The 23,115-nt window shown below is 46.3% G+C and carries 16 protein-coding genes and 1 pseudogene; 13 read left to right on the top strand and 4 right to left on the bottom strand.

Annotated elements, in window-relative coordinates; genetic code table 11:
• Positions 1-181 precede the first annotated feature (181 nt).
• The 6 genes from ACRBG0_RS21255 to ACRBG0_RS21230 all read left to right on the top strand — a co-directional run bounded on the left by ACRBG0_RS21255 (position 182) and on the right by ACRBG0_RS21230 (position 10,512).
• Positions 182-6,682, top strand: coding sequence for a PKD domain-containing protein (locus tag ACRBG0_RS21255; RefSeq protein WP_431488857.1), 6,501 nt, complete (start codon positions 182-184; stop codon positions 6,680-6,682).
• A 203-nt stretch (positions 6,683-6,885) separates the two neighbouring features.
• Positions 6,886-7,251, top strand: coding sequence for a DUF3127 domain-containing protein (locus ACRBG0_RS21250; RefSeq protein WP_026211430.1), 366 nt, complete (start codon positions 6,886-6,888; stop codon positions 7,249-7,251).
• Between the two features lie 8 nt (positions 7,252-7,259).
• Positions 7,260-8,258 carry a GTP 3',8-cyclase MoaA gene (gene moaA / locus ACRBG0_RS21245; RefSeq protein ID WP_431488856.1) on the top strand — a complete coding sequence of 333 codons (999 nt, stop codon included), beginning with the start codon at positions 7,260-7,262 and terminating at the stop codon, positions 8,256-8,258.
• Between the two features lie 51 nt (positions 8,259-8,309).
• The gene (locus ACRBG0_RS21240) at positions 8,310-8,882 is read left to right on the top strand and encodes a Uma2 family endonuclease (RefSeq protein WP_431488855.1); all 573 of its coding nucleotides are present in this window, start codon (positions 8,310-8,312) and stop codon (positions 8,880-8,882) included.
• Positions 8,883-8,895: 13 nt separating this feature from the next.
• Entirely contained in the window at positions 8,896-9,372 is a 477-nt protein-coding gene (gene moaC / locus ACRBG0_RS21235) for a cyclic pyranopterin monophosphate synthase MoaC (protein ID WP_431488854.1), read from the top strand.
• Between the two features lie 3 nt (positions 9,373-9,375).
• The gene (locus tag ACRBG0_RS21230) at positions 9,376-10,512 is read left to right on the top strand and encodes an NTP transferase domain-containing protein (protein WP_431488853.1); all 1,137 of its coding nucleotides are present in this window, start codon (positions 9,376-9,378) and stop codon (positions 10,510-10,512) included.
• Between the two features lie 145 nt (positions 10,513-10,657).
• Here ACRBG0_RS21230 and ACRBG0_RS21225 read toward each other — a convergent pair.
• The 3 genes and pseudogenes from ACRBG0_RS21225 to ACRBG0_RS21215 form a co-directional block, all read right to left on the bottom strand.
• Positions 10,658-12,496, bottom strand: a pseudogene (locus ACRBG0_RS21225) (TRCF domain-containing protein); the annotation flags it as partial.
• Between the two features lie 2 nt (positions 12,497-12,498).
• The coding region (locus ACRBG0_RS21220; RefSeq protein WP_431488878.1) for a CarD family transcriptional regulator at positions 12,499-12,707 on the bottom strand (209 nt) is incomplete at its 3' end.
• Positions 12,708-13,213: 506 nt separating this feature from the next.
• Positions 13,214-13,538: hypothetical protein (locus ACRBG0_RS21215; protein ID WP_431488877.1), on the bottom strand; the 325-nt coding region annotated here is incomplete at its 3' end.
• 647 nt (positions 13,539-14,185) lie between these two features.
• On the opposite strand from ACRBG0_RS21215, the gene ACRBG0_RS21210 reads away from it, so the two are divergent.
• From ACRBG0_RS21210 to ACRBG0_RS21180, 7 genes are all read left to right on the top strand, one after another.
• Complete coding sequence (locus ACRBG0_RS21210) at positions 14,186-15,169, top strand: T9SS type A sorting domain-containing protein (protein ID WP_431488852.1); 984 nt, start codon at positions 14,186-14,188, stop codon at positions 15,167-15,169.
• A gap of 54 nt (positions 15,170-15,223) precedes the next feature.
• A complete protein-coding gene (locus ACRBG0_RS21205; RefSeq protein ID WP_431488851.1) occupies positions 15,224-16,750 on the top strand; it encodes a gliding motility-associated C-terminal domain-containing protein in 1,527 nt (508 codons plus the stop codon).
• Between the two features lie 218 nt (positions 16,751-16,968).
• Positions 16,969-17,781, top strand: a complete 813-nt coding sequence (locus tag ACRBG0_RS21200) for a pseudouridine synthase (protein ID WP_431488850.1) — start codon at positions 16,969-16,971, stop codon at positions 17,779-17,781.
• A 176-nt stretch (positions 17,782-17,957) separates the two neighbouring features.
• Complete coding sequence (locus ACRBG0_RS21195) at positions 17,958-18,893, top strand: ribose-phosphate pyrophosphokinase (protein WP_431488876.1); 936 nt, start codon at positions 17,958-17,960, stop codon at positions 18,891-18,893.
• 115 nt (positions 18,894-19,008) lie between these two features.
• Positions 19,009-19,608: a 50S ribosomal protein L25 gene (locus tag ACRBG0_RS21190; protein ID WP_431488849.1), complete on the top strand. Its 600-nt coding sequence runs from the start codon at positions 19,009-19,011 to the stop codon at positions 19,606-19,608.
• Between the two features lie 93 nt (positions 19,609-19,701).
• Complete coding sequence (locus ACRBG0_RS21185; protein WP_431488848.1) at positions 19,702-20,478, top strand: amidohydrolase; 777 nt, start codon at positions 19,702-19,704, stop codon at positions 20,476-20,478.
• Positions 20,460-20,765 carry a cytochrome P450 gene (locus ACRBG0_RS21180; protein WP_431488875.1) on the top strand — a complete coding sequence of 102 codons (306 nt, stop codon included), beginning with the start codon at positions 20,460-20,462 and terminating at the stop codon, positions 20,763-20,765. The genes ACRBG0_RS21185 and ACRBG0_RS21180 overlap by 19 nt, the downstream gene beginning before the upstream one ends.
• Positions 20,766-20,877: 112 nt before the next feature.
• Here the strand turns inward: ACRBG0_RS21180 and aspS are convergent, their stop codons facing one another.
• The gene (gene aspS, locus ACRBG0_RS21175; protein WP_431488847.1) at positions 20,878-22,647 is read right to left on the bottom strand and encodes an aspartate--tRNA ligase; all 1,770 of its coding nucleotides are present in this window, start codon (positions 22,645-22,647) and stop codon (positions 20,878-20,880) included.
• Positions 22,648-23,115 lie beyond the last annotated feature (468 nt).

Genomic DNA, 23,115 nt, shown 5'->3' with positions numbered 1-23,115 from the left:
GCCCTTTTTTCTCATTCAGGCAGCGATTAAAAGACTCATTGGGTCTTAGTGCTGTAACCGGAGCAACAACAGCTCCCATATTTCCTGCTTAATCAACACGTTTTGGGATTAGTACAAGCTACCTTTGCACATCAGCAAGGCTAGGTACTTTATTGTCAAAAATCACTAACCCCTCAACATTATGAATCCCATGCACCGACATTTATTATCTATACTAACCATCTTTACGCTCTTTGTAGCACTTCCTTTAAGTAGCCTGCAAGCACAAGAAACTGCCTTTGTATACGGTGATGAGTTCCTTTGTCCCGACCAGTGTGGACAGTGGTTTGTAGAGTTCCCTCAAGACCCCAACCTTAGTTACCATTGGTCTATCTATGATGGTACCTCTCCGGATAATGGCATCTTATGGAGCGAACAGGAAGGAATTGGGTTGTTTACCTTCGATTTATGTAACGGACCAATCAATATACCGCTACCTCCCGGTGTGTACACTGTTTACCTGGTTGTAAGTGGGCCTGGAGGAATGGATGTGATAGCTGCCGGGCAAACCAATTTTTATGTAGAAGATTTCTTCGACCCCTTCGGGGAAGCCTATGGCCAGCATATTACCGATTGCGAACAAGATTCTTTTGCCATCAACCTACCAGGTGGCCTGGAGGAGTGTTATGAAGTATGCGTAGGTTCGACCTCTACCCTCAGCATGGACAACATCCTTGTCTCGACCCCAAATGGGAGCACTAGCCAAGTAGACCTCAGTCAGGGGCAGTGGTCGGTTACTAATGGTACCATCATTCCTACGGTGAATACTGATGATAGTAATTTCAATCTTGCCGAAGTGTATGCATCGCCAGGGCAGACGGTTTGTGTGCCTTTGACGGTCAATAATTTTGACAATATCCAGGGGGTGTCACTTAGCATTAATTACAATGCTTCTATTCTTCAATTTGGAAGCGCCCAAAATTTCAACAACAACCTCCTAGCTTTCAATTCGTCTTCTGTTGGCAACCCTTTTCCAGGATCGATTACCCTTAACTGGAACGATCTTCTTGCCAACGGAGTCACGCTTAGTGACAACAGCACTTTGTTAGAGTTTTGTTTCACAGTAATGGGAAACACTTCCTCTTCTTTAAGTTTTTCAGGAACGCCTTCCCCTATTGAAATAGTTGACGGCAACGGCAACGTAGTCCCCTTTGACGGCAACACCGGCGCAGTCATCATTGGCTCACCTCCTTCCAGTACGATTTCTATCCTTTGGGACGAAGAAGGCCCCGGCCGGGCAACCTTCTCCTATTGGTATTTCAGTGATAACGGTTGTGATGTTTTTTCCAGCGTTGATGTTTGTTTCGATGTTATCCCTCCACCGCCAGCCGATTTCACTACCCAGCCTCCTGTAAGTTCCAATGGCTTGTTGGAGATTTGCGAAGGCCAAACCGTGTTCTTTACCAGCGAAGCTACAGAAGCCGATGCTTACCTGTGGGATTTTGGCGATGGTGGCGGCTCCTCGCTCCCCAACCCACAACACACCTACAACGCTGCGGGTACCTTCGAGGTCGAGCTTATCACCAGCGCTGGCTGTGAATGTGCAGATACCAGCAGACTTACCGTCATCGTAGAAGGCAATGACGCGCCCTTTGTAGACTGTGTTGCCACTATTTGTGAAGGCACTTCCGTCACTTATACTGCCAATACTGGTTGTAGTAGTTACGACTGGACCATCAGCGCCAATGGCAGTATTCTCGACGGTGGCGGACCAGCGGATGATTTTATCACGATCCAATGGGGCGCTGGCCCTATTGGCGAAATTACATTACAAACAGATGGCTGCCCCGACCTCAGTGACTGTACCGAGGCCGCTTATCTCCAAGTCCCCATTATTTCCAGTAGCACTACGATTGAAGGCCCAGCACAAGTTTGCCGAGGCGATCAAACCGTATACACCGTCCCTCCTTTTGAAGGCACGGAATTCAACTGGAGTGTCACTTCGTTTGGAACGATTATTGACGGGCAAGGCACGCCCAGTGTAACCATCGAATGGTCTGATGGGCCAATCCCTACTGGTGCACAAACCGTAAGTGTCGACTATACAAATTGTTATCTCGAATGTGGCGGCAGTGCCCAGATGGATGTGTTTGTACGCCCTGAATTTTACCTTACGGGTGAAATAGAGGTTTGTGAAAATAGCAGTACAGACTATGCTGTGATCAATACTCAAACCAATGTGGGTTTCCCTGCTAACTTCAGTGTCCTTGCCTCCGATGGTACCACTGTCTGGACGAGTCCTGGCGCGGGAAGTTCTTTCCCTGTCGACTGGGATTTTGGCGCTGGTGATTTCACGTTGATGGCTACGCCCCAAAACCCTGCTGACTACTGTACACTTTTGGCAGAAATGGCCGTAAAAGTAATTGCTCAACCAGCGGCAGTTGCTACCATCAACGGACAAACAGAAATTTGTGCAGGCATTGCCTATACCTATAATATAGCGAACCCCATCGACGGAGAACGCTATCGCTGGACGATCAATAACGCAGGTACAATAACCAACAGAGAAGGAGCTTCTATTGCTGTGATTTGGAATGCAGGAGGGCCTTATGAACTGAGTGTTATCCGCCTTTCTCCTCCATTATTTTGTGCTTCTGCGGCAACCTCTCTCTCTATTGGTGCTGTAAGTAGTTTTGCCATCAGCGGAGATGACCAGGTATGTATGGATCAGTTGGCAGCTTATACCAGCGACCAAACTGGTGATGTATTTTACGATTGGGCTATTCAGCCCGCAAGTGCCGGCACCATTACCGGTGACCCCAGTGCCGCAGATGTTGAAATCCTTTGGCATAGTGCCGGACCAGCAACCGTAACCCTCGACATTTGTGGACAACAGGAAACCTTTATGGTAACCGTAAACGCGCCCCCTCAGCCGGTCGTTAACCATCCGGCTTCCATTTGTCCTGGTGTTACAGCCCCGGTAAGTACAACGGCTGCTTTTGCCACCTACTCTTGGCAAGATGCGGAAGGTTTGGAGCTCTCTACTAGTCCAACACCAGACCTGTCGGGAGGCTATTACCGACTAGAAGTAACTGACGCCATCGGTTGTGTAGGACGTACAACCTTCCAAATTTACGAATTCCCGGAATCTAATATTAGCATCAGTACGCCTGACTTTACGCTTTTCTGTAACGTTCCTCCATTAAGTCGCTTATATGCAGTAAATACCGAGGATGGTTACACCTACCAATGGTACCAAAATGGAGCGCCCCTTGCCGGAGAAACCGGCTCTAACTACACCGCCACTGCTTTTGGAGCCTACCATGTAGACATCATTGATGAAAACGGGTGTGCTTTTTCTTCTAATACCATTAGTGTAGAAGATAACTGTACAGACATTCGTTGTACAGGTGGTGGTGCCGGCTGTAATAACCCAGGCCACACGTTTACTTCAATGGACAACGGCTCTTGTGACGACCGCGCTTACACGGCGATTGCCATGGGGAGTATTCCTGGTAGTGTTTTCTGGAACTTCGATGATCCAGACAGTGGTGCTGCTAATAGTGGTTCAGGTGTCAACGTGACCCACCAGTACACCAAGCCTGGTTTCTATCGGGTACTAATGGGAGCACTCTATGACGATGGAATGGGTGGTTCGGTATTATGTCGGGAAATCCTTCCGGATACTGTTTTTGCCGTCGCTGACTTTGAGTACGATGGCGTTTGTCCAGGTGCACCCGTTCAGTTTTATGATCTTACTACTTTTCTGGATTTAGCGATCATTACTAGCTGGAGTTGGGACTTTGGCGACCCTACTAGTGGCATAGATAATACCTCTACTGATAAAGACCCGATACATATCTTCAGCGGTGGTGGTGACTATCAAGTGAGTTTAACCACTACAACCGATCAGGGCTGTAGTACGACCATTACCAAAACGGTCAGTATCTACCCCTTGCCATTTACCAATTTCTTGGAACCTGATGTGAGTTGTGCGTTAACAGCCATCGAATTCAATGCTGATGTAGAAGCCACTGTCTCTGAAGTAATGTGGAATTTTGGTGAAGCCAGCAGTGGTGATGCTAACACCTCTACCTTATTTGACTCTTATCATCTTTTTGCCACTCCAGGCAATTACATGGTAACCTTGGAAGCAACCAGCATTTATGGCTGTGTCAACACCTTTGATCGTACCATTGCGATCATACCCAACACCCTAAGCGGGGAGATTGACCCACCGGGCACTTCGACCTTGTGTGAAGGGGACGAACTTATCCTAAACGCACCAGGAAACGGCGCTACCTCATGGGTGTGGTCTACCAACGAAGATACTCAAGCAATTACAGTAGACGAAGCCGCAGCTTATAGTGTAGTACTTACCGATGACGATGGTTGTACTTACAGTCCTCAGCCTGTTTTGGTAGATATTATTCCGGCGCCACAAAGCCCGATCCGCTCTGTCACTTATAATGATTTTAATCAACCTACGGCCTTTACTTACGATACCTTGTACGTATGTTTTGGTGAAGACATTTTCCTGGAAACAGAAGAGACTGCGGGCTATAGCTACCAATGGTCAAATGGAGATACAGGTATTGATACGGAATACACCGAAGATCGTGGCAACTTACTTGCCGCTGGTGAATACCTCATCACTATGGATGTTACGGACACCAGCACCGGTTGTAGTGCTACCGAAGGATTTGTGATCATTGTTCATCCAACACCAGATGTTCCTGTTTTGGACGCAGGCAACGATGCACTTTGTGCAGGCACTGCCGCTACCATTTCTGTTAGCAACCCTCAGGCCAACGTTATCTACTTCTGGAGTAGTGGTGACACTGGATCGAGTATCACCACAGATCAAGCTGGCGAATACTATGTTACTTCCGTCAATATTTATGGCTGCCGCAATGAAAGCGAAGTCACCGAAGTGCTAGAGGGGCCAGACATTAGCTTGGTACCTAATGGTTGTCATACGCGCTGTGCGCCAGATACCCTTTGTTTGCCAACGATACCTGACGTTATCAGCTACCAATGGTACCTGGATGGCACCTTGATTCCAGCTCCTGATGGAACGATCCCTAATTTGATTGTAGATCAAAGCGGTAGTTACACTTTGGAGATGGAGGATATCAATGGCTGTGTACAAACAAGTAATCCTTTAAACATTGATCTTCTTCCTGGTTTTGGTACATTATTTGGCAATGTTTACTACGATATGAATAACAACGACATGATCGACGCAGCAGATAGCTTAGCGGGCGACATTGAAGTTGAATTATCCGGTAATATGGGGCTACAAGATGCCATTATTACCCCACTTGATGGTACTTATGGATTCGTGAATGTTCCTGAAGATGACTATACCCTCTCGATTGACGAAATGACCGTCCCTGCAAGCTGGGTGCCGCAAATAGCGTCTATTGACACTACTTTTATGGGGTGTGATCAGGAGGTTGTTATTAACTGGTTATTGATACAAGATTGCAATTTTGACACCTCCTTCGTTGCCAGTATTTGTCCGGGTGAGGATTACATATTCCAAGGCCAGCCTTATGCCATAGGTAGTAGCAATACCGTTCAAACTACCTCTGCTCAGGGTTGCGATTCTACGTTTACCTTTACTGTAACAGCGCTACCAAGCACTTCCGAAGTTTTCGGCGTAGAGGTTTGTGCCGGAGAAACCTACAGCTATGCTGGAGCGGAATACCCCATCGGTACTGACGAACTCATCACCTTCACCAACAGTGTAGGTTGTGATTCTATCGTTCAGCTTCAGGTGGTGGAATCACCAAGTACTTCCGAAATTTTCGGCGTAGAGATTTGTGCCGGAGAAACCTACAGCTATGCTGGAGTAGAATACCCCATCGGTACCGACGAACTCATCACCTTCACTAATAGTGTAGGTTGTGATTCTATTGTTCAGCTTCAGGTGGTGGCTTCTCCCGAAGCAAGCTTTGCCCTGAGTACAGAAGAAAGTTGCCAAGGGCTACCAACGGGCACCCTCACGGTGGCACCGAACAGTGGCGCTGCACCTTTTGTTTATGCACTTGACGATGGTGACTTCCAAGCTCAAGCTGCATTTACGAATCTTGAAGCTGGTGCTTATGACCTTATTGTCGAAGACGCCAATGGTTGCCAATACCTTGAAAGCTTTGCGGTGGATGCATCCCCTAGTCTTGTTGTCAATGTCTCTGACATGATACTGCCGTGTGATAGTGCAGCCGTTCAATTACTGCCGGAAATAGTAAGCGGTGACGATGGCTTCCTTCTTTTCCAGTGGAGCGACGGCATTACGACCCTTGGCCGGCAAGTAAGCACTCCGGGGACATTGTACCTGGAGGTAAGTAATGGCTGTGAAACAGTAAGTCTGCCTGTGACGATAGAAGCAGAAAAATCACCAGAAGGCTCGCTTATTTATGTTCCGAATGCATTCTCTCCTAATAATGATGGAGCCAACGACACCTTTAAGGTTTATCCTGGCCAAGATGTGCAGATTGATGATATCGACTTTCAGATTTTTGATCGTTGGGGCAGCATGATTTTTGATGCCCAGCAAGGTGATGACGAATGGGATGGTGTCAACAATGGGCGTCGCGCAGCGCAGGGTGTTTACATCTGGCAATTAAAAGCAAAAATAAACTTGTGTGGACAAGTAGTAGATGTTGTCCAGCAAGGTGAAGTTATATTGGTTCGCTAAGTGTGTTGCTATGGCCCGGATCTATTTCCGGGCCAAGCAACGCACATTTTCGTTCCTTTTTAAAAGACGAGTAGTAAATCCTTATTTAGCGGATGGAAGCAGTAGCTTTTCATCCGCTTTTTTTACCTTTGGAGATTAAGGTAAACCATGCCTTATTTTTAAGCCTTTGGCTTCCTCAATTGAAACTAAATATTATTATCGATATGTCTTATGAATTAACCGGAAAACTCCACAAGAAATACCCAACTGAAAACAAAACAGACAGCTTTCAGGCACGGGAATTCGTGGTGTTGATGGAAAGTGGAAATTACCCTCAATACATTAAATTACAGCTGACACAAGACCGTTGTGCTTTACTTGATCCTTATGAAGAAGGTCAGGAAATCAAAGTACATTTCGACCTTCGTGGACGGGAATGGAACGAGAAATACTTCACCAATCTTAATGCTTGGCGTATTGAAGCACCTGCCGCAGCCACAGCACCGTCTGCATCAGCTGGTGAAGAAAACTTCTTCCCTGCCGCAGGTGACGAACCTACTGTAGCAGCGGATGATGATTTGCCATTCTAATCTAATCTATGCCCGGGCAACTGTTTGATAACCATAGCCGGCAGATCAATTACCTGCGCTTAGCAGTTACTGATCGTTGCAACCTTCGCTGCTTTTATTGCATGCCGGAGGAAGGTATCAATTATGTTGCCCGGACACAGCTTCTCTCTTACGAAGAAATGCTTCGTGTAGTACAAGTACTTGTACCTCTGGGGATTGAAAAAATACGTTTAACGGGTGGTGAACCTTTTTTGCGCAAAGATTTCATGCCTTTTTTACGGACCATCAGCAAGATCGATGGCCTGAAGCAGATCAACCTCACCACCAACGGTACACTTACCGAACAGCATGTTCCGGAACTCAAACAAATCGGTATTCATTCCGTCAACCTTAGTATTGACACTTTAGACCGGCAGCGTTTTCACGAGATTACTCGGCGGGATAGTCTGCCGGAAGTTTGGCGCACCTTCGAAGCACTTGTAGCACACGGCATTGATACCAAACTGAATGCCGTTGTGATGGACCAGCAGAATATTGAAGATATTTTGCCCATGGTAGCGCTCACCAAGAAATACCCCGTCAGCGTCCGCTTTATCGAAGAGATGCCCTTTAATGGCGACACCGCTCATTATCAAAAACTGCCCTGGGATCATCGTAGAATAACGGAACATATTCGTTCTGCTTACCCTGCTTTGGAAAAACTGACCGACCCTCCTGGCAGTACTTCTTATAATTACCGTATACCTGGTCACCAAGGTACGGTGGGGGTCATCGCTGCCTATTCTCGCACTTTTTGCGGCAGTTGCAACCGTATCCGAGTCACGCCGAAAGGTCTGCTAAAAACATGCCTTTACGACCAGGGAGTGCTCAGTATTCGCGATCTCATGCGGGCGGGTGCTACTAATGATCAATTGGCAGATGCCTTCACCTCTGCACTCCAACACCGGGCCAAAGACGGCTGGGAAGCAGAAGGCCGCCAAAACAATGACCCCAATGCTCGGGAAAGCATGGCCACGATTGGGGGGTAACCAACTTTCTTTTCGTACTTATTGTTATATTTAGGAATAAAGACATTGCTAATGAAACAAACAACCGTCGCTCTGACCGACCTTTATAAATGGACGGTTTCAGAGTTTCAGCAAATGGTAACAGCAGGAATTATAGAAGAAGACGCTCACGTCGAATTACTTCACGGTCAAATTGTAAAAATGAGTCCTGTAGGAAAATTCCATGCCGCTTGTGTTAGTTTTTTGAATGATTGGTTGAGCCAGCAACTACGATCCGATTTCATTATCAGGGTACAGGACCCTATAAAAATGGATGATCATTCTGAACCAGAACCAGATATTGCGGTCGTTAAGCGGCGTGCAGATTTCTATGCCAGTCACCTTCCCGGCCCTGACGATATTGAATTCCTGATTGAAGTTGCAGACTCCTCTCTCCAAAAAGACCAAGAGATTAAGGCTCCTCTCTATGCCCGGTTTGGTATCAAAGAATTTTGGCTGGTGGATTTGTCAAAACAAGCCTTACACCATTATGCAATACCAGCAAATGATGCCTATCAACAACGCAAAACCTTTACCTTAAACGATCAGTTTGAGCACCCTTTGCTTGGTATAGTTGTTATCAGTAAATTATTCCCCTGGCTCTAATTCTTTCCAATACATGTCCTCTTTCACCCACCTTGATGCTGCTGGTAATCCATCCATGGTCGATGTTGGCAACAAGAATGTTACGCGCCGTACAGCAGTAGCACAAGCCATCGTCGTTCTCGGAGACGAAATCATGAGCAAGCTCGAAAACAAGGATATTCAAACCAAGAAAGGTCCTGTTTTTCAGACAGCTATATTAGCCGGAATCATGGGTGCCAAAAAGACCAGCGAACTGATCCCGCTCTGCCATCCTTTGGCTTTGGAAAAAGTGGGCGTTGATATTAATATTAATGACGCGAAGGAAGTTGTTATTACTTGTACTGCTCGCCTTTCCGGCAAAACCGGTGTAGAAATGGAAGCCCTCACCGGTGCCAGTGTAGCTGCACTGACGATCTACGATATGTGTAAAGCTTTCAGCCACGATATTGTGATAAAATCTACCCGCTTGTTGGAGAAGACGGGAGGGAAGTCTGATTATCAATCTGCTTAGATCATGCCCAAAACTCACCAAAAACACGCCAAACTTACACGTCCTGCTTACGGCGAATTCCACCGTAGCGAATGGGGATTTATTGGTGCTCCATGTGGCACGATTCAGCAGCTGAGCGCTAAACTCATTGAGGCTTTACAGATGCACTATCGCCTCGCTTACGTGGATGCCGATCACGCTGCAGGTGACCAAGCGGAGACCATGCCCGTAAGCGGCAGTGCGCTGGTGTATACCGATAAGATCAATTATCATCGCTATGATCTGACTGATGATTTGAATAAATTTCACCGCCGCCCGCTTTTCAATGCGGTGGATGGGGTGCTCGTCAATGGCAACCACTTTTTAGCTAAAAAGCAGATCGTCATTCTCGACCCAAAGAAGGAAGAAAGCCTCAGCCGAAAACTGGATCGCCTGACGGATGTTGCGCTTATTCTGACCACTCCCGGGCAGGAAAAACCTTACGATTTCCTATTGGAACACCTTGGGGAGCAACGACCATTCATGATGCCCCTTGGCGATATCAATGGCATCATCCAGTGGCTCCGTGCTCAACTGACAGCAGCACGCGCCCCGATCAATGGGCTCGTTTTGGCAGGTGGTAAAAGCCAGCGCATGGGCATCGATAAAGGGCAAATTACTTACCATGAGCTACCTCAGCGGGAGCATCTTGCACAACAGCTCAGCGGTATTTGTCAAGCGGTTTATTATTCTTTGCGGGAAGGACAAGAAGCGCCGGAAGAAACGGCCGTTATTCGGGATACTTTTACGGGCCTTGGGCCTTATGGTGCTATACTTTCCGCTTTTCGCAAACAGCCAGAAGCGGCATGGCTGGTAGTAGCTTGCGACCTCCCTTTACTCGACCAAGAAGCCTTGAAATTTTTGCTCCAGCATCGTGATCCTTCAAAATTAGCGACGGCTTTCCACAATCCAGAAACGGGCTGGCCCGATCCGCTGGTCACGATATGGGAACCGCGTGCTTACCCGGTTTTGTTACAGTTCCTCACCCAAGGATACAGTTGCCCGCGCAAGGTGCTCATCAACTCGGATATTAAACTATTGGATGCTCCAAATCCTCATGTTTTACTAAATGCCAATTCGCCGGAAGAGCGGGAAGAGGTGGAGAAAACCTTGAATCAATAGTTTTTTTGAACCACTTAAGACACCAAAGTGAGGTTCCTTTTTTGAATCATATCAGGAATTATAAGAAGCAGACAGTATAAGGTAAATTCATGAATTTACCCGACACCCGACACCCGACACCCGACACAGGTCGCCCCCCTTAATACTAGCCTTGCGCTTCGGTGGCTTCCACTTTCTTCAGAATACCTTGTAGTACATCCTTGGCTTCGCTCAGGGTGTTTACGTTCTGTTTGCTCATGATAAGGTAACGAGCAGCTTGCTTGAGATTGAGACCTCGTAGCTTACCTTCAGTGGTGATCAGTTGCAGTATATTATTGAAGCGCTTGGTTTCGAAATAAATGCTCTGCGGGTCTTCTACAAAGTAGGCGCGTAGTTTGCCTCCCTTAAGAATGATTCGCTCAAAACCGAGCTTCTTACATTCCCAGCGCAAGCGCAGACCATCGAACAATTCATCGACCTGTGACGGAACGGGACCGAAACGATCTCGAAGCGAGGCGGCAAACTTGGTCAACTCTTCCTCTGTCTCAATGGCATCCAGCTTGGTGTAGAGATTTAGTCGCTCCTGGATGTTAGTGATGTAAGCATCCGGAATCAACATCTCCACATCCGTATCGATCTGGACATCACGGACGAAGTCGTTCTTTTTCTCCAAATCTTCTCGGAAGAGGTCTTGGAATTCTTTTTCTTTCAATTCCCGCACGGCATCGTCCAGCACGCGCTGGTAGGTTTCGTAGCCAATATCTGAGATGAAACCACTTTGCTCACCGCCCAACAAATTACCTGCACCACGTATATCGAGGTCGCGCATGGCGATATTGAACCCGCTACCGAGCTCGTTGAATTCTTCCAATGTTCGCAAACGACGGCGTGCTTCCGGCGTGAGTACGCTCATAGGCGGGCCCATCAAGTAACAGAAAGCCTTCTGATTGGAACGCCCTACCCGGCCTCGCAGCTGGTGCAAATCACTGAGTCCAAATTGGTGAGCATTGTTGATGATCATGGTATTCGCATTCGGAATATCCAATCCTGTTTCGATAATATTTGTACAAATGAGCACCTCGTGGCGACGGTCGATAAAGTCGATCAGTACCCGTTCCAGCTCTTTGGGTTCCATTTGCCCGTGGGCTACCGCTATATCTACATCAGGGCACAGTCGGCGTATCAAAGCACCCATATCGGCCAAGCTTTTGACCCTGTTGTGAACAAAAAAGACCTGCCCACCACGTTGTACTTCATAGTAGATCGCGTCTTTTATCATTTCCTCTTTGAAAACCCTCACTTCCGTGTGAATAGGTCGACGATTTGGCGGGGCCGTTCTGATGATCGACAAATCACGAGCAGAGAGCAGACTAAACTGAAGTGTCCGTGGAATAGGCGTTGCTGTTAAGGTCAGCGTATCGACATTGACCTTGATGCTACGAAGTTTTTCTTTGGCAGCAACACCAAACTTTTGTTCTTCATCAATAACCAAAAGACCAAGATCTTTGAACTTGAGTTTTTTATTGAGTAAGGCGTGCGTGCCTATCAATACATCAACTTCACCAGCTTCGGTAGCCTTGAAAACCTTGTTGCGCTCGGCGGTGGTTCGGAAACGGTTGACGTAATCAACGTTCGCACCAAATTCTTCCAATCGTTCTTTGAACGTTCGATAATGTTGCAAGGCAAGGATGGTCGTTGGAACCAAAATGGCTACTTGCTTGCCGCCGACCACGGCTTTAAATGCTGCTCTTACCGCAATTTCAGTTTTACCGAAACCCACATCGCCACAGATCAGGCGATCCATGGGGTAGGCCTTCATCATATCCTCTTTCACATCCTGTGTGGCCGTAAACTGGTCGGGCGTATCTTCGTACATGAAGCTGGCCTCAAGTTCATTCTGCAGATAGCCATCTTGTGGAAACGCAAACCCGGGACTGGCCTTACGTTTTGCGTAAAGCTTAATCAGCGATGCTGCAATGTCTTTAACTTTCTTCTTGGTGCGCGCNNAGGCGAGGTGGCGCACTGTCTTTACCCGAATGACGGGAAAGCTTATGCAGGGAGTTGATCCCCACATAAAGCAGGTCATTGTTTTTGTAAACAATACGTACCGATTCCTGACTCTTGCCGTTTACATCCAATTTTTCCAAGCCACTGAAACGCCCAATACCGTGATCGATATGCACCACAAAGTCTCCCGGCTCCAGCTCCCGCAGCATTTTGAGGTTCAGTGCCTGGTCTTTGGTAAAACCGCGCTTGAGTTTGTAGCGGTGGAAACGTTCAAATATCTGGTGATCCGTATAACACGCTACCCCTAAATCTATATCTACAAACCCTTCGTGGACTGCTTTAATGATGGGATGGAACTGCACATGCGCATTCAAATCATTGAAAATGGCATAAAATCGTTCTATCTGCTTAGGGTTATCAGTAAAAAGAAAATTTTCGCGCCGTTCACCTGTATTACTATGCAGGTCTTTGATCAGCAGGTCAAAATTCTTATTAAAACTGGGTTGCGGGCGTGCATCAAAATGTATCTTTTGCTGAACGGGAATCGGTTGGGTGTGGTCTGTAAATAGAATGATCGGATGATCAGCCACATCAGCCACTACTTCGCCTGGGTGGATAAACGCTCGATCTCGGAAAATTTCGGCCAAATCGCCTTCATCAAGAATCGTAATGGATTTCGCAAATTCTTCCGCTTTTTCAAAACAAGCTTGCAGNNGCCTATCCAGTAGCAATTGTAAATCCGCAATCCAGATAACCGTATTTGGCGGTAATACCTGAAACAAAGGAACCTTCTGATCTTGGCTAAATTTGGTATTGATGTTTGGCACAATCGAGACTTGCTTGATCGTGCGTACCGATAGCTGATCCAGTGGGTTGAAGGTACGGATGGTCTCTACTTCTTCATCAAAAAGCTCGATTCGATAGGGATAATCATTACCATAAGAAAAGATATCGATGATTCCTCCACGGATACTAAACTGCCCTGGTTCGTAGACAAAATCTTCGCGACTAAAGCCGTATTCCGTCAATAGCTCTATCATCGTATTCACATCCACCAATTCACCAACGACAATGTTGATCCGGTTGGCATTGAGCACCTCCGGCGCAACGACTTTTTCAAAAAGTGCTTCCGGGTAAGTGACGACAATTTCGCCTTTTGCCTTGGATTGCGAGAGGTTATTGACCGTTTCGGTACGTTGGAGAACGTGATTGGTCTCTAATACATCAAAATACAACGGACGCTTAAACGAATCAGGGAAAAATCGGACGGGCTTCGGCTCCAAAAGGCCAGCTACCGTATTTTGCAAATAGGCCGCTTCTTCCTTATCATTTGCAACGACCAAGTGATGCTGGTTAGCTTCTTTATACGCGGCACTGATCACGAAGCTACTCAGGCTACCTCGCAGTCCTGTAAGCTGTATGCGTGGCTGGTCACCTTCCGCCCCGCCACCCAGTGCAGTGAGCAGTTGCTTTAAACGATCATCATTTCGGTACCGTTGGAGTAAGTCTTCTAAATTCCCCACTAAGAATGGCCTGTGTTAATTTGAAAATGTAAAGATACGGTTTGGAAACAAGGGAAAGGGGAATAGGTTGGGTGGATGCCAAATTTAGCGTTTACTCCTCTCTGAGATTGAACAAATTATAAAATATTCTTAATTTTGAGTTAGGCGCTCAAAATCCCAAAATCATGATATACCGTTACGCTCTCTTACTCGTCCTTTTCTTCTCAAATGGTCTTATTCTTGAAGCACAAAACAGTTTTCCTACAGCTACCCAAAATCCTGTATGGCAAGTGTTAGATCACTTTCTACAGGAAAATGTGCTCAATCATAACGTTTGGTATACGGAAACGGCTATTGATAGTTGTAGCACAACTTGGGTTCCCATTTTTGTCCAAAGAGAATACTATCCTACTCCTTTTTTAAGAGGCTATTATCGTAACAGCGGCGAACAGATCTATTTCCGCAAAACACTGGATTGCAACCAATCTGAATATTTGTTGTACGACTTTTCTCTTAGTGTCGGTGACAGTGTTGATATTTATGACGAATCCGCTTTGAGCGACAACCGCATTACTTACCATGTAACGGAAACAGGTACGCGCTGCTACGGCGGGGTAGAGCGACGTTATCTTAGTGTGGGTTACGAAATAGGTGACCCTGATGATGTTTTTTCCTATTATGATTATTACCAAACGGTTTGGGTAGAAGGTATTGGTGACATTACCCATCCCTTTAAAGGCCTGGATTGTGTTTCCTCTGTCGATGATGTTTGTGAAAACTACGTTTACGTGGAGTGCTTGAATACCAATGAAGAAGTGCTTTATAGTCGGGATGAGACGAGTGGCTGTAGTTACGAAAATGACGACCCTCGTAATTGCCTTTCTATTGCGGCTCAGGTTTCAGAGACCCTAACGCCAACAGGGGATGTAATTACCCAAAAAGCTATTTCCATCTTCCCTAATCCTATTCGCCAAGGATACCCCTTACGCATAGGGGATACAGGTACATCACTTCCTGTCAGCATCTATTTGGCTAATGGCCAATTAGTATGGTCGGGTAAATCAATAGCGCTAATGAGTAACCCTATCTCCTTACAAAAAGGAACTTACCTCGTTAATATTCGAGACAGCAAAGGTCTTCAGCAATGGCAAAAAATGATCGTGTATTAGCACCCAAAAGATACTACCTTTATTGGTTGAGTAATCTCCCAATACCGTTTTCTAATGAAATACTGGCTGTATACCTTATTGTTGTTCACTTTAGCCTTCACGATTAACGCTCAGAACCTGGTTCCTAACGGTGATTTTGAAATCATTGATTGCCCTACCAATAACATTAATAGTATCACGGAAACTGCCACCTGGTATGCTTGTAGTGGTGCCGACGCTTACTGGCTCCACGAGGATTGTCCGTTGGATCCTGCCATTGCGGAATCCGTGTTTTTTATTAACCCAGCTACAGAGGCCTACTCCGGCGTAGGGTATATTTCGCTGGAAGGCGTGATGACGCGTAACGGTTATATTGCCTCTGAGGGGGTAGGTATTGAATTGACGGAACCTCTACAGGCCGGTGTTCCTTACTTTTTTCAGATGGCAGCACTTTTTCAAAATGAAAGAATTGCGGGCCAGCATCCCGGTAATGCTTGCCAGACGCTACCTCCTCGTTTTATGGAAGTATATGTTGGGTCGGAAAAAATTCAGGTCCGCAGAGAAAGTGACATCCTGGATGTAACGACGGGGATCTCCTCAAATGCCAATCTCGTTTTAGTCGATTCTACTTCGACGGTAGAAGAAAATTTCTATAATAACCAGTGGTATCTTTTTTCCAATTGTTTTATTGCTTCTGGCGGCGAAACACATATCGGTGTTATGGGTAGCAACTTTCAAGTACCCGCCAACAATGGTTGTGTAGCAGAAGGGGAGCCTGGTGCTGTTTATCTGTTTGGCTACAGCCTGGATGCCGTACAATTGGCAGAAATGCCGACAGAAATCGAAGCAGACAGAAACATTTGCGACAATGGCGGGTGGGTAGATTTGCAAGGCGTCGTCTCCAATATTTATTTCGATTACGCAAGCTTCCTTTGGGAAGATGGCTGCACCTTGGCCCGAAGGGTAATTCGCAGACCAGGTGTTTATCAGGTAGACATGATACTACCTTGCATAACCATTCCTATCACCTTGAATATTTCTATTGATGAGTTTTGCAGCGCAGTGATGTATACAGAAGAAATGCCGGAAAGCATTGCTGAGAACATCGTAATTTGTACAGATGAAGGCCCCGCCAACATCAACCTCCTTGATTACACGCCTGAAGTACTGCGCAACGACCTCTCGTTCGACTGGGCGGATGGCTACTCGGGGGCTACTCGTATATTAGACAACTCTGCTGTTTACGAGATTTGGGCGACCACTTCTTGCTTTGCTTTCCCGATGACCTTGCAAGCGGAATTACTGGCTTGTGAAACAAAGATTTTCGTACCCAACGCTTTTTCGCCCAACCTGGATGGTGTCAATGACCAACTCCGGCCTTTTATCAATAGCCCGTGGCCAGCTATAAGTTACCAGTTTCAAGTTTTTGATCGTTGGGGGCAGCTTGTTTTCCAAACAGAGAACCCTGATGAAGCTTGGGATGGAAAGGTGAAAAACAAAATAGCAGACCAAGGCGTCTTTTTATGGTCGCTGGAATACGATACAGGACAGGAAAATGGTGGAAAAACCAGTCTTTCTGGCGATGTGATGCTGATTTATTAGCGGTTATACTTCGCCAACCCTAAATTTGTGAATTTTGTCTTGCTCTTTTCTCGGCTAGCTGCGTTAAAAAGCCTCGCCTGAGCTCAGGCTATGGCTACGTTTTTTTGCCTTACTAGTCAAAAAAATAGCGTTGTCAATTTTTGACAAATCTAAGCTTGCCGAAGTATAGATCAACTGTCCTTTCAAGAACGTATCTTTGCCCCAACAAGCTAATAACTATGAGTAAGGGTCCTGGTAATAATCCTCGTTTTCGACAAAGTCGTGCCCGTAATGCAGGTCCTGCACCAAAGATACAGCGTGACCCGGCCGAGATTATCGGTATGCGGCTGAACAAGTATATTGCCCACAGCGGTATCTGTAGCCGTAGGCAGGCAGGCGAGTACGTAAAAGACGGCCTGGTGAAGGTCAACGATGTGCTGGAAATCAACCCGGCTTATCAGATTCAGGAAGGAGATGTTGTCACTTTTCGTGGAAAAGAGATACAGCCAGAAGAAGAACTCGTATATATCCTGCTGAATAAACCCAGCGGTGTGATCACCACTTTATCCGATGAACACGGTCGCAAAACCGTTATGGATGTGCTGGCGGGTGCCGTTAAGCAGCGTATCTATCCGGTGGGTCGCTTGGATAAAGATACTACAGGCCTTTTACTCCTGACCAATGATGGCCAGCTGGCTAAAAAAATGATGCACCCCAGCCATGAAGTGCCCAAGGTTTATGAAGCCACTTTAGACAAGCCTGTCTCCCCTGAAGATTTGGAAAAAATTGCGGCAGGATTAACCCTGGAAGACGGCCCTGTGAGTGTAGATTGGGTCAATTATCTTCAACCCGACAACAAAGAGGTGGTCAGTCTCGAAATCCATCTGGGGCGCAACCGTATTGTTCGTCGAATTTTCGAACACCTGGGCTACCAGGTTGTCAAGCTAGATCGCCCTTATTTGGCGGGGTTAACCAAGAAAGACCTGCCTCGTTCTTATTTCCGCTATCTGACTACTCAGGAAATTACGATGTTGAAGCATTTTATCAAGTAATTCCTCGTGAACGCTCTTATTATTCCTACCTTTGCGGGTAGTTCCCTGAATACAGCTTTGATAATCTACAAGTGCCACACTTTTTTCTAGTGATTGGTGCCTCTTTTTATTGTTCAGGTACACCTATAGCTATGAGATTGAATTCAGCAAAAAATCACGAGCCTCAATTTAACACGATGGTTGACGTAAAAATCCTTACCACTACCAACTCCCGTTACCTTGGCGAAAAAATCGCCGATTATTATGGCCAGCCATTGGGTGACCTTATCATCAAACGTTTCAGTGATGGCGAGATGCAGCCTGTAATCAATGAATCGGTGCGCGGTGGTTTCGTTTTCTTTATCACCTCTACTTGCCAGCCGCACGAAAATCTGATAGAGCTTCTATTGGCTATTGATGCTGCTAAGCGAGCTTCTGCCGGTTACATTACGGCTGTGATCCCTTACTTTGGTTACGCTCGCCAAGATCGTAAAGACAAGCCACGGGTGCCGATCTCAGCAAAACTTATTGCCAATTTACTGCAAGCTGCTGGTGCTGATCGTATCATGACGATGGATTTGCACGCCGACCAGATTCAGGGATTTTTTGATATTCCTGTAGATCACCTAAAGAGCGAGGCTATTTATCTGCCTTACCTTCAGGAAAACCTTGATTTGACCAATGTCATTTTTGCATCCCCTGATGTTGGAGGAGTAAAAAGAGCCAGAACTTACGCCAAGCATTTCAATCGCCCGCTCGTTATTTGTGACAAATACCGCAAGCGTGCTAATGAAATTGCTGAGATGACCGTCATTGGTGAAGTAAAAGATGCCGATGTTATTCTGGTAGACGACTTGGTTGATACAGCAGGAACGCTTTGCCGGGCAGCAGATATTATTATGAAGAAAGGTGCCAAAAGCGTGCGTGCACTGTGTACCCACCCTGTACTCAGTGGTAAGGCTTATGAAAATGTAGAGAACTCTGTGTTAGAAGAACTATTGGTTTGTGATACCATTCCATTAACACAAGAATCAAGCAGAATCAAGGTACTTTCTACAGCTAAACTCTTTGCGAGAGCTATTCGAAATACCCACGAACACCGCTCGATTTCAGCATTATTTGTAGAGCAGTAAGGATTTTTTAAAAAAAGTATGCTATAACTAACACACTTTCTAGGATTTACCTATCTTTGCGTGCCTTTTTGGAGCCTCTCATTACGAAGGCCGTTAATTGAAAAGAATAACTATCATGGAAGCAGTAACTGTTTCAGGACAAATAAGAACGGACGTTGGTAAAAAATCTACCAAAGCGATTCGTAATGCTGGACAAGTCCCTGCTGTACTCTACAGCAAAGACAAGACTATCCATTTTGCAACTACGCAAAAAGCTGTTAAGTCACTTATCTATACGCCTAAGTTCAAAGTAGCTGAGGTAGAAATAGACGGTACCACTCACCGTGCTATTATCAAAGATATTCAGTTTGATGCTGTTACTGACGATATCGTCCACTTGGATTTTCTTAAGTTGGTAGATGGCCATTCTGTAAAACTCGAGATTCCTGTACGTTTTGAAGGTACTGCTCCTGGTATGCGTGCTGGTGGTAAGTTACTTCGTTTGATGCGTCGGATCAAAGTTAAGACCACTCCTGAGAAGATGGTTAACGAATTAACGGTCAATATCTCTTCTTTAGAGCTAGGACAATCTATTCGTGTTCGTGATATCAATCCTGTTGACGGAGTAGAGATCATGAGCCCTGCTGGAGCTCCTGTAGGTATCATTGAAGTACCTCGTGCACTTCGTTCTGCTGCGACTGCAGAGAAGAAAGCTGCTGCCGCTACAGATGCTTAGACATATATATGCCAGTTAATGGCACAAAATATCAAAAGCGAGTATACCCCATTAAAGGTATGCTCGCTTTTTTGTTGGTAGAACACAGGAGATATGGAACATTTAAAAATAGCATTACTGCAAGCTGATCTTGTCTGGGAAAGAGCACCAGATAATCGTAGGAAATTCACCCACCTTCTACAGTCCATTGCCCCTGACACAGACCTAGTTGTCTTACCAGAGATGTTCACGACGGGATTCAGTATGGAGCCGTCCAAGCTTGCCGAAACCATGGAGGGAGAGACGGTCACGTGGCTTCGGCAACAAGCTGCTGACTTGCAGGTTGCGATTACAGGGAGTATTATCATTGAGGAAAACGGCAATTATTACAATCGTTTATTGTGGGTATTTCCAGAAGGGGAAATACTTAGCTATGATAAACGCCACCTTTTTACTCTTGCTGGAGAAGAAAAAGTCTATACGCCTGGGCAAGACCAGCTCCTTGTTACATACAAGGGGTGGAAAATCATGCCACTGATCTGTTATGATCTACGTTTTCCTGTCTGGAGCCGCAACAAATCTGATTATGACCTCTTATTATATGTTGCCAATTTTCCTGATAAGCGAGGCCTGGCTTGGCGCACACTTCTGCAAGCAAGAGCCATCGAAAACCAAGTGTACACCATTGGCCTTAATCGGGTAGGAACAGATGGGAATGGCGCCTATTACGCCGGCGACTCCTGCCTGATAGATTACGATGGAAAAATCCGGCACCATCTCCCTCCCCGAGAAATGGTAGAACAGTTTGTAATTAGAAAAGAGGAGCAAACAAACTTTCGAGAGAAACTAGCTTTTTTACCAGACCAGGATGAATTTACCATCCATGCCTAAGCAGCTACCTTTGCTACAGGTTTCTGACAAAGGTTAAAGGTGGCTGCCCAGCTCATTACCAACACACGCCAGAGCTGATTCGTGCTTTTGGAGGTGGACCTCGATTTTGCCCCGGCAAGCATTTGGCGACTTATGAAATGGTGGCCGTTGTCTCGGCCTTGTGTTGTAATTTTGATATTTCTTTGATGGGCAAACCAGAAGAGGTAAAGGAGGGATTTGCATTTACCATGCATCCTGAAAATCTAAAGATCAGGCTTGGTACTAACATGAGTCATTCCAAATTTTGATTATCATCAAAATCCGTGCTGACCAACTGCAAAACTTATCGTTAAAAACGAAAACCCGTGATTTCTATTAGTGAAATCACGGGTTTTTTAATACTAATCAGCTTAGCTTCTACTAAGCTTTCTCTTTCAAGTTTAGCGCCAAGCCCAGTTCATCTAACTGCTCTTTGGCTACACCGGAAGGTGCATCGATCATCATATCGCGCCCCTGATTGTTTTTCGGGAAGGCGATGAAGTCGCGGATAGAACTTTGTCCGTTCATAACAGCACACAAACGATCGAAGCCAAAGGCAATACCTCCGTGAGGAGGAGCACCATATTCGAAGGCGCCCATCAAGAAGCCAAACTGTTCTTCGGCCTCTTCCTGGGTAAACCCAAGTAGCTTGAAGTTTTTCTCCTGTAGCGCCCGGTCGTGGATACGAATAGAACCACCACCAATTTCCGAACCATTGATAACTAGATCGTAAGCATCAGCACGCAAGGCTTTCATGGTTTCGTGGTCACCATTGAGCATGCGCTCCATGTCTGCTTTCTTTGGGCTGGTGAAAGGGTGGTGCATTGCGTGAAAACGCTCTGCATCTTCGTCCCACTCCAAGAGTGGGAAATCTACTACCCATAAAGGCTTGAAAACACCCGGCGTCATCAGGTTCAACTCGCGGCCCATTTCCAGGCGGAGCTCTCCCATTTGTTTGCGCGTTTTCTCTTCTTCACCGCTGAGAACAAGGAGTAGATCTCCGGCTTCCGCACCGAATTTATCAGCCCATGCCTTCAGGTCTTCTTGGCTGTAGAACTTATCAACAGATGACTTGAACGTTCCATCCTCGTTGCACTTGACGTATACCAAGCCTTTGGCACCAATCTGTGGGCGCTTGACCCACTTGGTTAGGGCATCCAACTGCTTACGCGAGTAACCCGCCTGTCCTTTGGCACAGATACCTACCACCAACTCCGCACTATCGAAAATAGCGAAGCCTTTATTTTGAGCAACGTCATTGAGGTCCGTCAGTTCCATATCAAAGCGGACATCTGGCTTGTCGATTCCATAACGACGCATGGCTTCATCGTAAGTCATGTGTGGGAAATCAGGTAAATCTACGCCCAGTGTGTGCTTGAATAAGTGCTTGGTAAGCCCTTCAAAAGTGGCAAGTACCTCTTCTTGGGTTACAAAGGCCATCTCGCAGTCAATCTGCGTAAATTCCGGCTGGCGGTCTGCCCGAAGGTCTTCGTCACGGAAACACTTAACGATCTGGAAATAGCGATCAAAGCCACCGACCATCAAGATCTGCTTGAAGGTTTGCGGGCTCTGTGGCAAAGCATAAAACTCTCCCTGATTCATCCGGCTAGGCACCACAAAATCGCGGGCACCTTCTGGTGTACTTTTGATCAGGAAAGGCGTTTCTACCTCTACGAAATTTTGGCTATCGAGGAATTTTCGGGTCTCCAGGGCCAGCTTGCTCCGGAAGATGATATTACTCTGCAGTGGCCTGCGACGCAAGTCGAGGTAACGATACTTCATCCGCAGGTCGTCGCCACCGTCTGTTTCTTCTTCAATGGTAAAAGGAGGAACTTTAGAGCTGTTCAGGATAGACATCGACTTTACTTCGATCTCAATGTCGCCGGTGCTTCGGTTAGCATTTTTGTTGGTACGCTCGCGCACCAGGCCGCTGGCCGTAATTACAAACTCACGGCCCAGCTTACGGGCTTGCTCACACAAAGCTGCATCATCCTCACTATCAAATACCAATTGGGTGATACCATAGCGATCTCGTAAATCGACAAAAGTAAGGGCTCCGAAATCGCGGCCTACCTGTACCCAGCCGCTAAGGGTTACTTCTTGTCCTACATCAGACATGCGGAGTTCGCCGCAATTGTGTGTACGATACATGAGTTATATTTTTGCTGCTGACAATTTTGTGGCCAGCATTAATGTAAAGTCATAAGTTTAAAGACCGCAAAAGTAAGAATAGTTCCGGGCTCTGGCGGTATGTCTTTTGGTTTATTTACAGCGGCAGGAGATATGTAGAAGGTCTTAATTAATATGAAAAACATAAGGGCGCATTTTATATCAGCCCCTCTATTAGAGATATCGAACCTAATAAAAGAAAAAGGACTCCTGCTATCTTTATCAATAGCACCTTGTTTTTGTTTTCTTCACTAGCCTTTATTCTAAAAAATACTCGTTTACACAGAGTTTTATGTCAACAATCCTGTTCTCGGCCTAGTGATGTGAAGTAGTGGCCCTGAAAGGGCCAGACCTCAGGTTTCCTGAGGGCCGAGCGAGTAGCGAGCTACGTAACGTAACGCCCCCGCCACTGCGGGGGAGGGCCCATAAAGCTATACCCGTTACTAAGTG

The organism is Lewinella sp., from assembly GCF_050633125.1.
Classification (GTDB): domain Bacteria; phylum Bacteroidota; class Bacteroidia; order Chitinophagales; family Saprospiraceae; genus Lewinella.
The sequence above is the reverse complement of the archived record's forward strand: the minus strand, read 5'-3'. Positions and strand labels throughout refer to the sequence as shown.

What these genes read in the sequence shown, in the direction of transcription:
- ACRBG0_RS21255 (WP_431488857.1), top strand. Translation starts at nt 182, where the DNA reads ATGAATCCCATGCACCGACATTTATTATCTATACTAACCATCTTTACG.
- ACRBG0_RS21250 (WP_026211430.1), top strand. Translation starts at nt 6,886, where the DNA reads ATGTCTTATGAATTAACCGGAAAACTCCACAAGAAATACCCAACTGAA.
- moaA (WP_431488856.1), top strand. Translation starts at nt 7,260, where the DNA reads ATGCCCGGGCAACTGTTTGATAACCATAGCCGGCAGATCAATTACCTG.
- ACRBG0_RS21240 (WP_431488855.1), top strand. Translation starts at nt 8,310, where the DNA reads ATGAAACAAACAACCGTCGCTCTGACCGACCTTTATAAATGGACGGTT.
- moaC (WP_431488854.1), top strand. Translation starts at nt 8,896, where the DNA reads ATGTCCTCTTTCACCCACCTTGATGCTGCTGGTAATCCATCCATGGTC.
- ACRBG0_RS21230 (WP_431488853.1), top strand. Translation starts at nt 9,376, where the DNA reads ATGCCCAAAACTCACCAAAAACACGCCAAACTTACACGTCCTGCTTAC.
- ACRBG0_RS21210 (WP_431488852.1), top strand. Translation starts at nt 14,186, where the DNA reads ATGATATACCGTTACGCTCTCTTACTCGTCCTTTTCTTCTCAAATGGT.
- ACRBG0_RS21205 (WP_431488851.1), top strand. Translation starts at nt 15,224, where the DNA reads ATGAAATACTGGCTGTATACCTTATTGTTGTTCACTTTAGCCTTCACG.
- ACRBG0_RS21200 (WP_431488850.1), top strand. Translation starts at nt 16,969, where the DNA reads ATGAGTAAGGGTCCTGGTAATAATCCTCGTTTTCGACAAAGTCGTGCC.
- ACRBG0_RS21195 (WP_431488876.1), top strand. Translation starts at nt 17,958, where the DNA reads ATGGTTGACGTAAAAATCCTTACCACTACCAACTCCCGTTACCTTGGC.
- ACRBG0_RS21190 (WP_431488849.1), top strand. Translation starts at nt 19,009, where the DNA reads ATGGAAGCAGTAACTGTTTCAGGACAAATAAGAACGGACGTTGGTAAA.
- ACRBG0_RS21185 (WP_431488848.1), top strand. Translation starts at nt 19,702, where the DNA reads ATGGAACATTTAAAAATAGCATTACTGCAAGCTGATCTTGTCTGGGAA.
- aspS (WP_431488847.1), bottom strand. Translation starts at nt 22,647, where the DNA reads ATGTATCGTACACACAATTGCGGCGAACTCCGCATGTCTGATGTAGGA.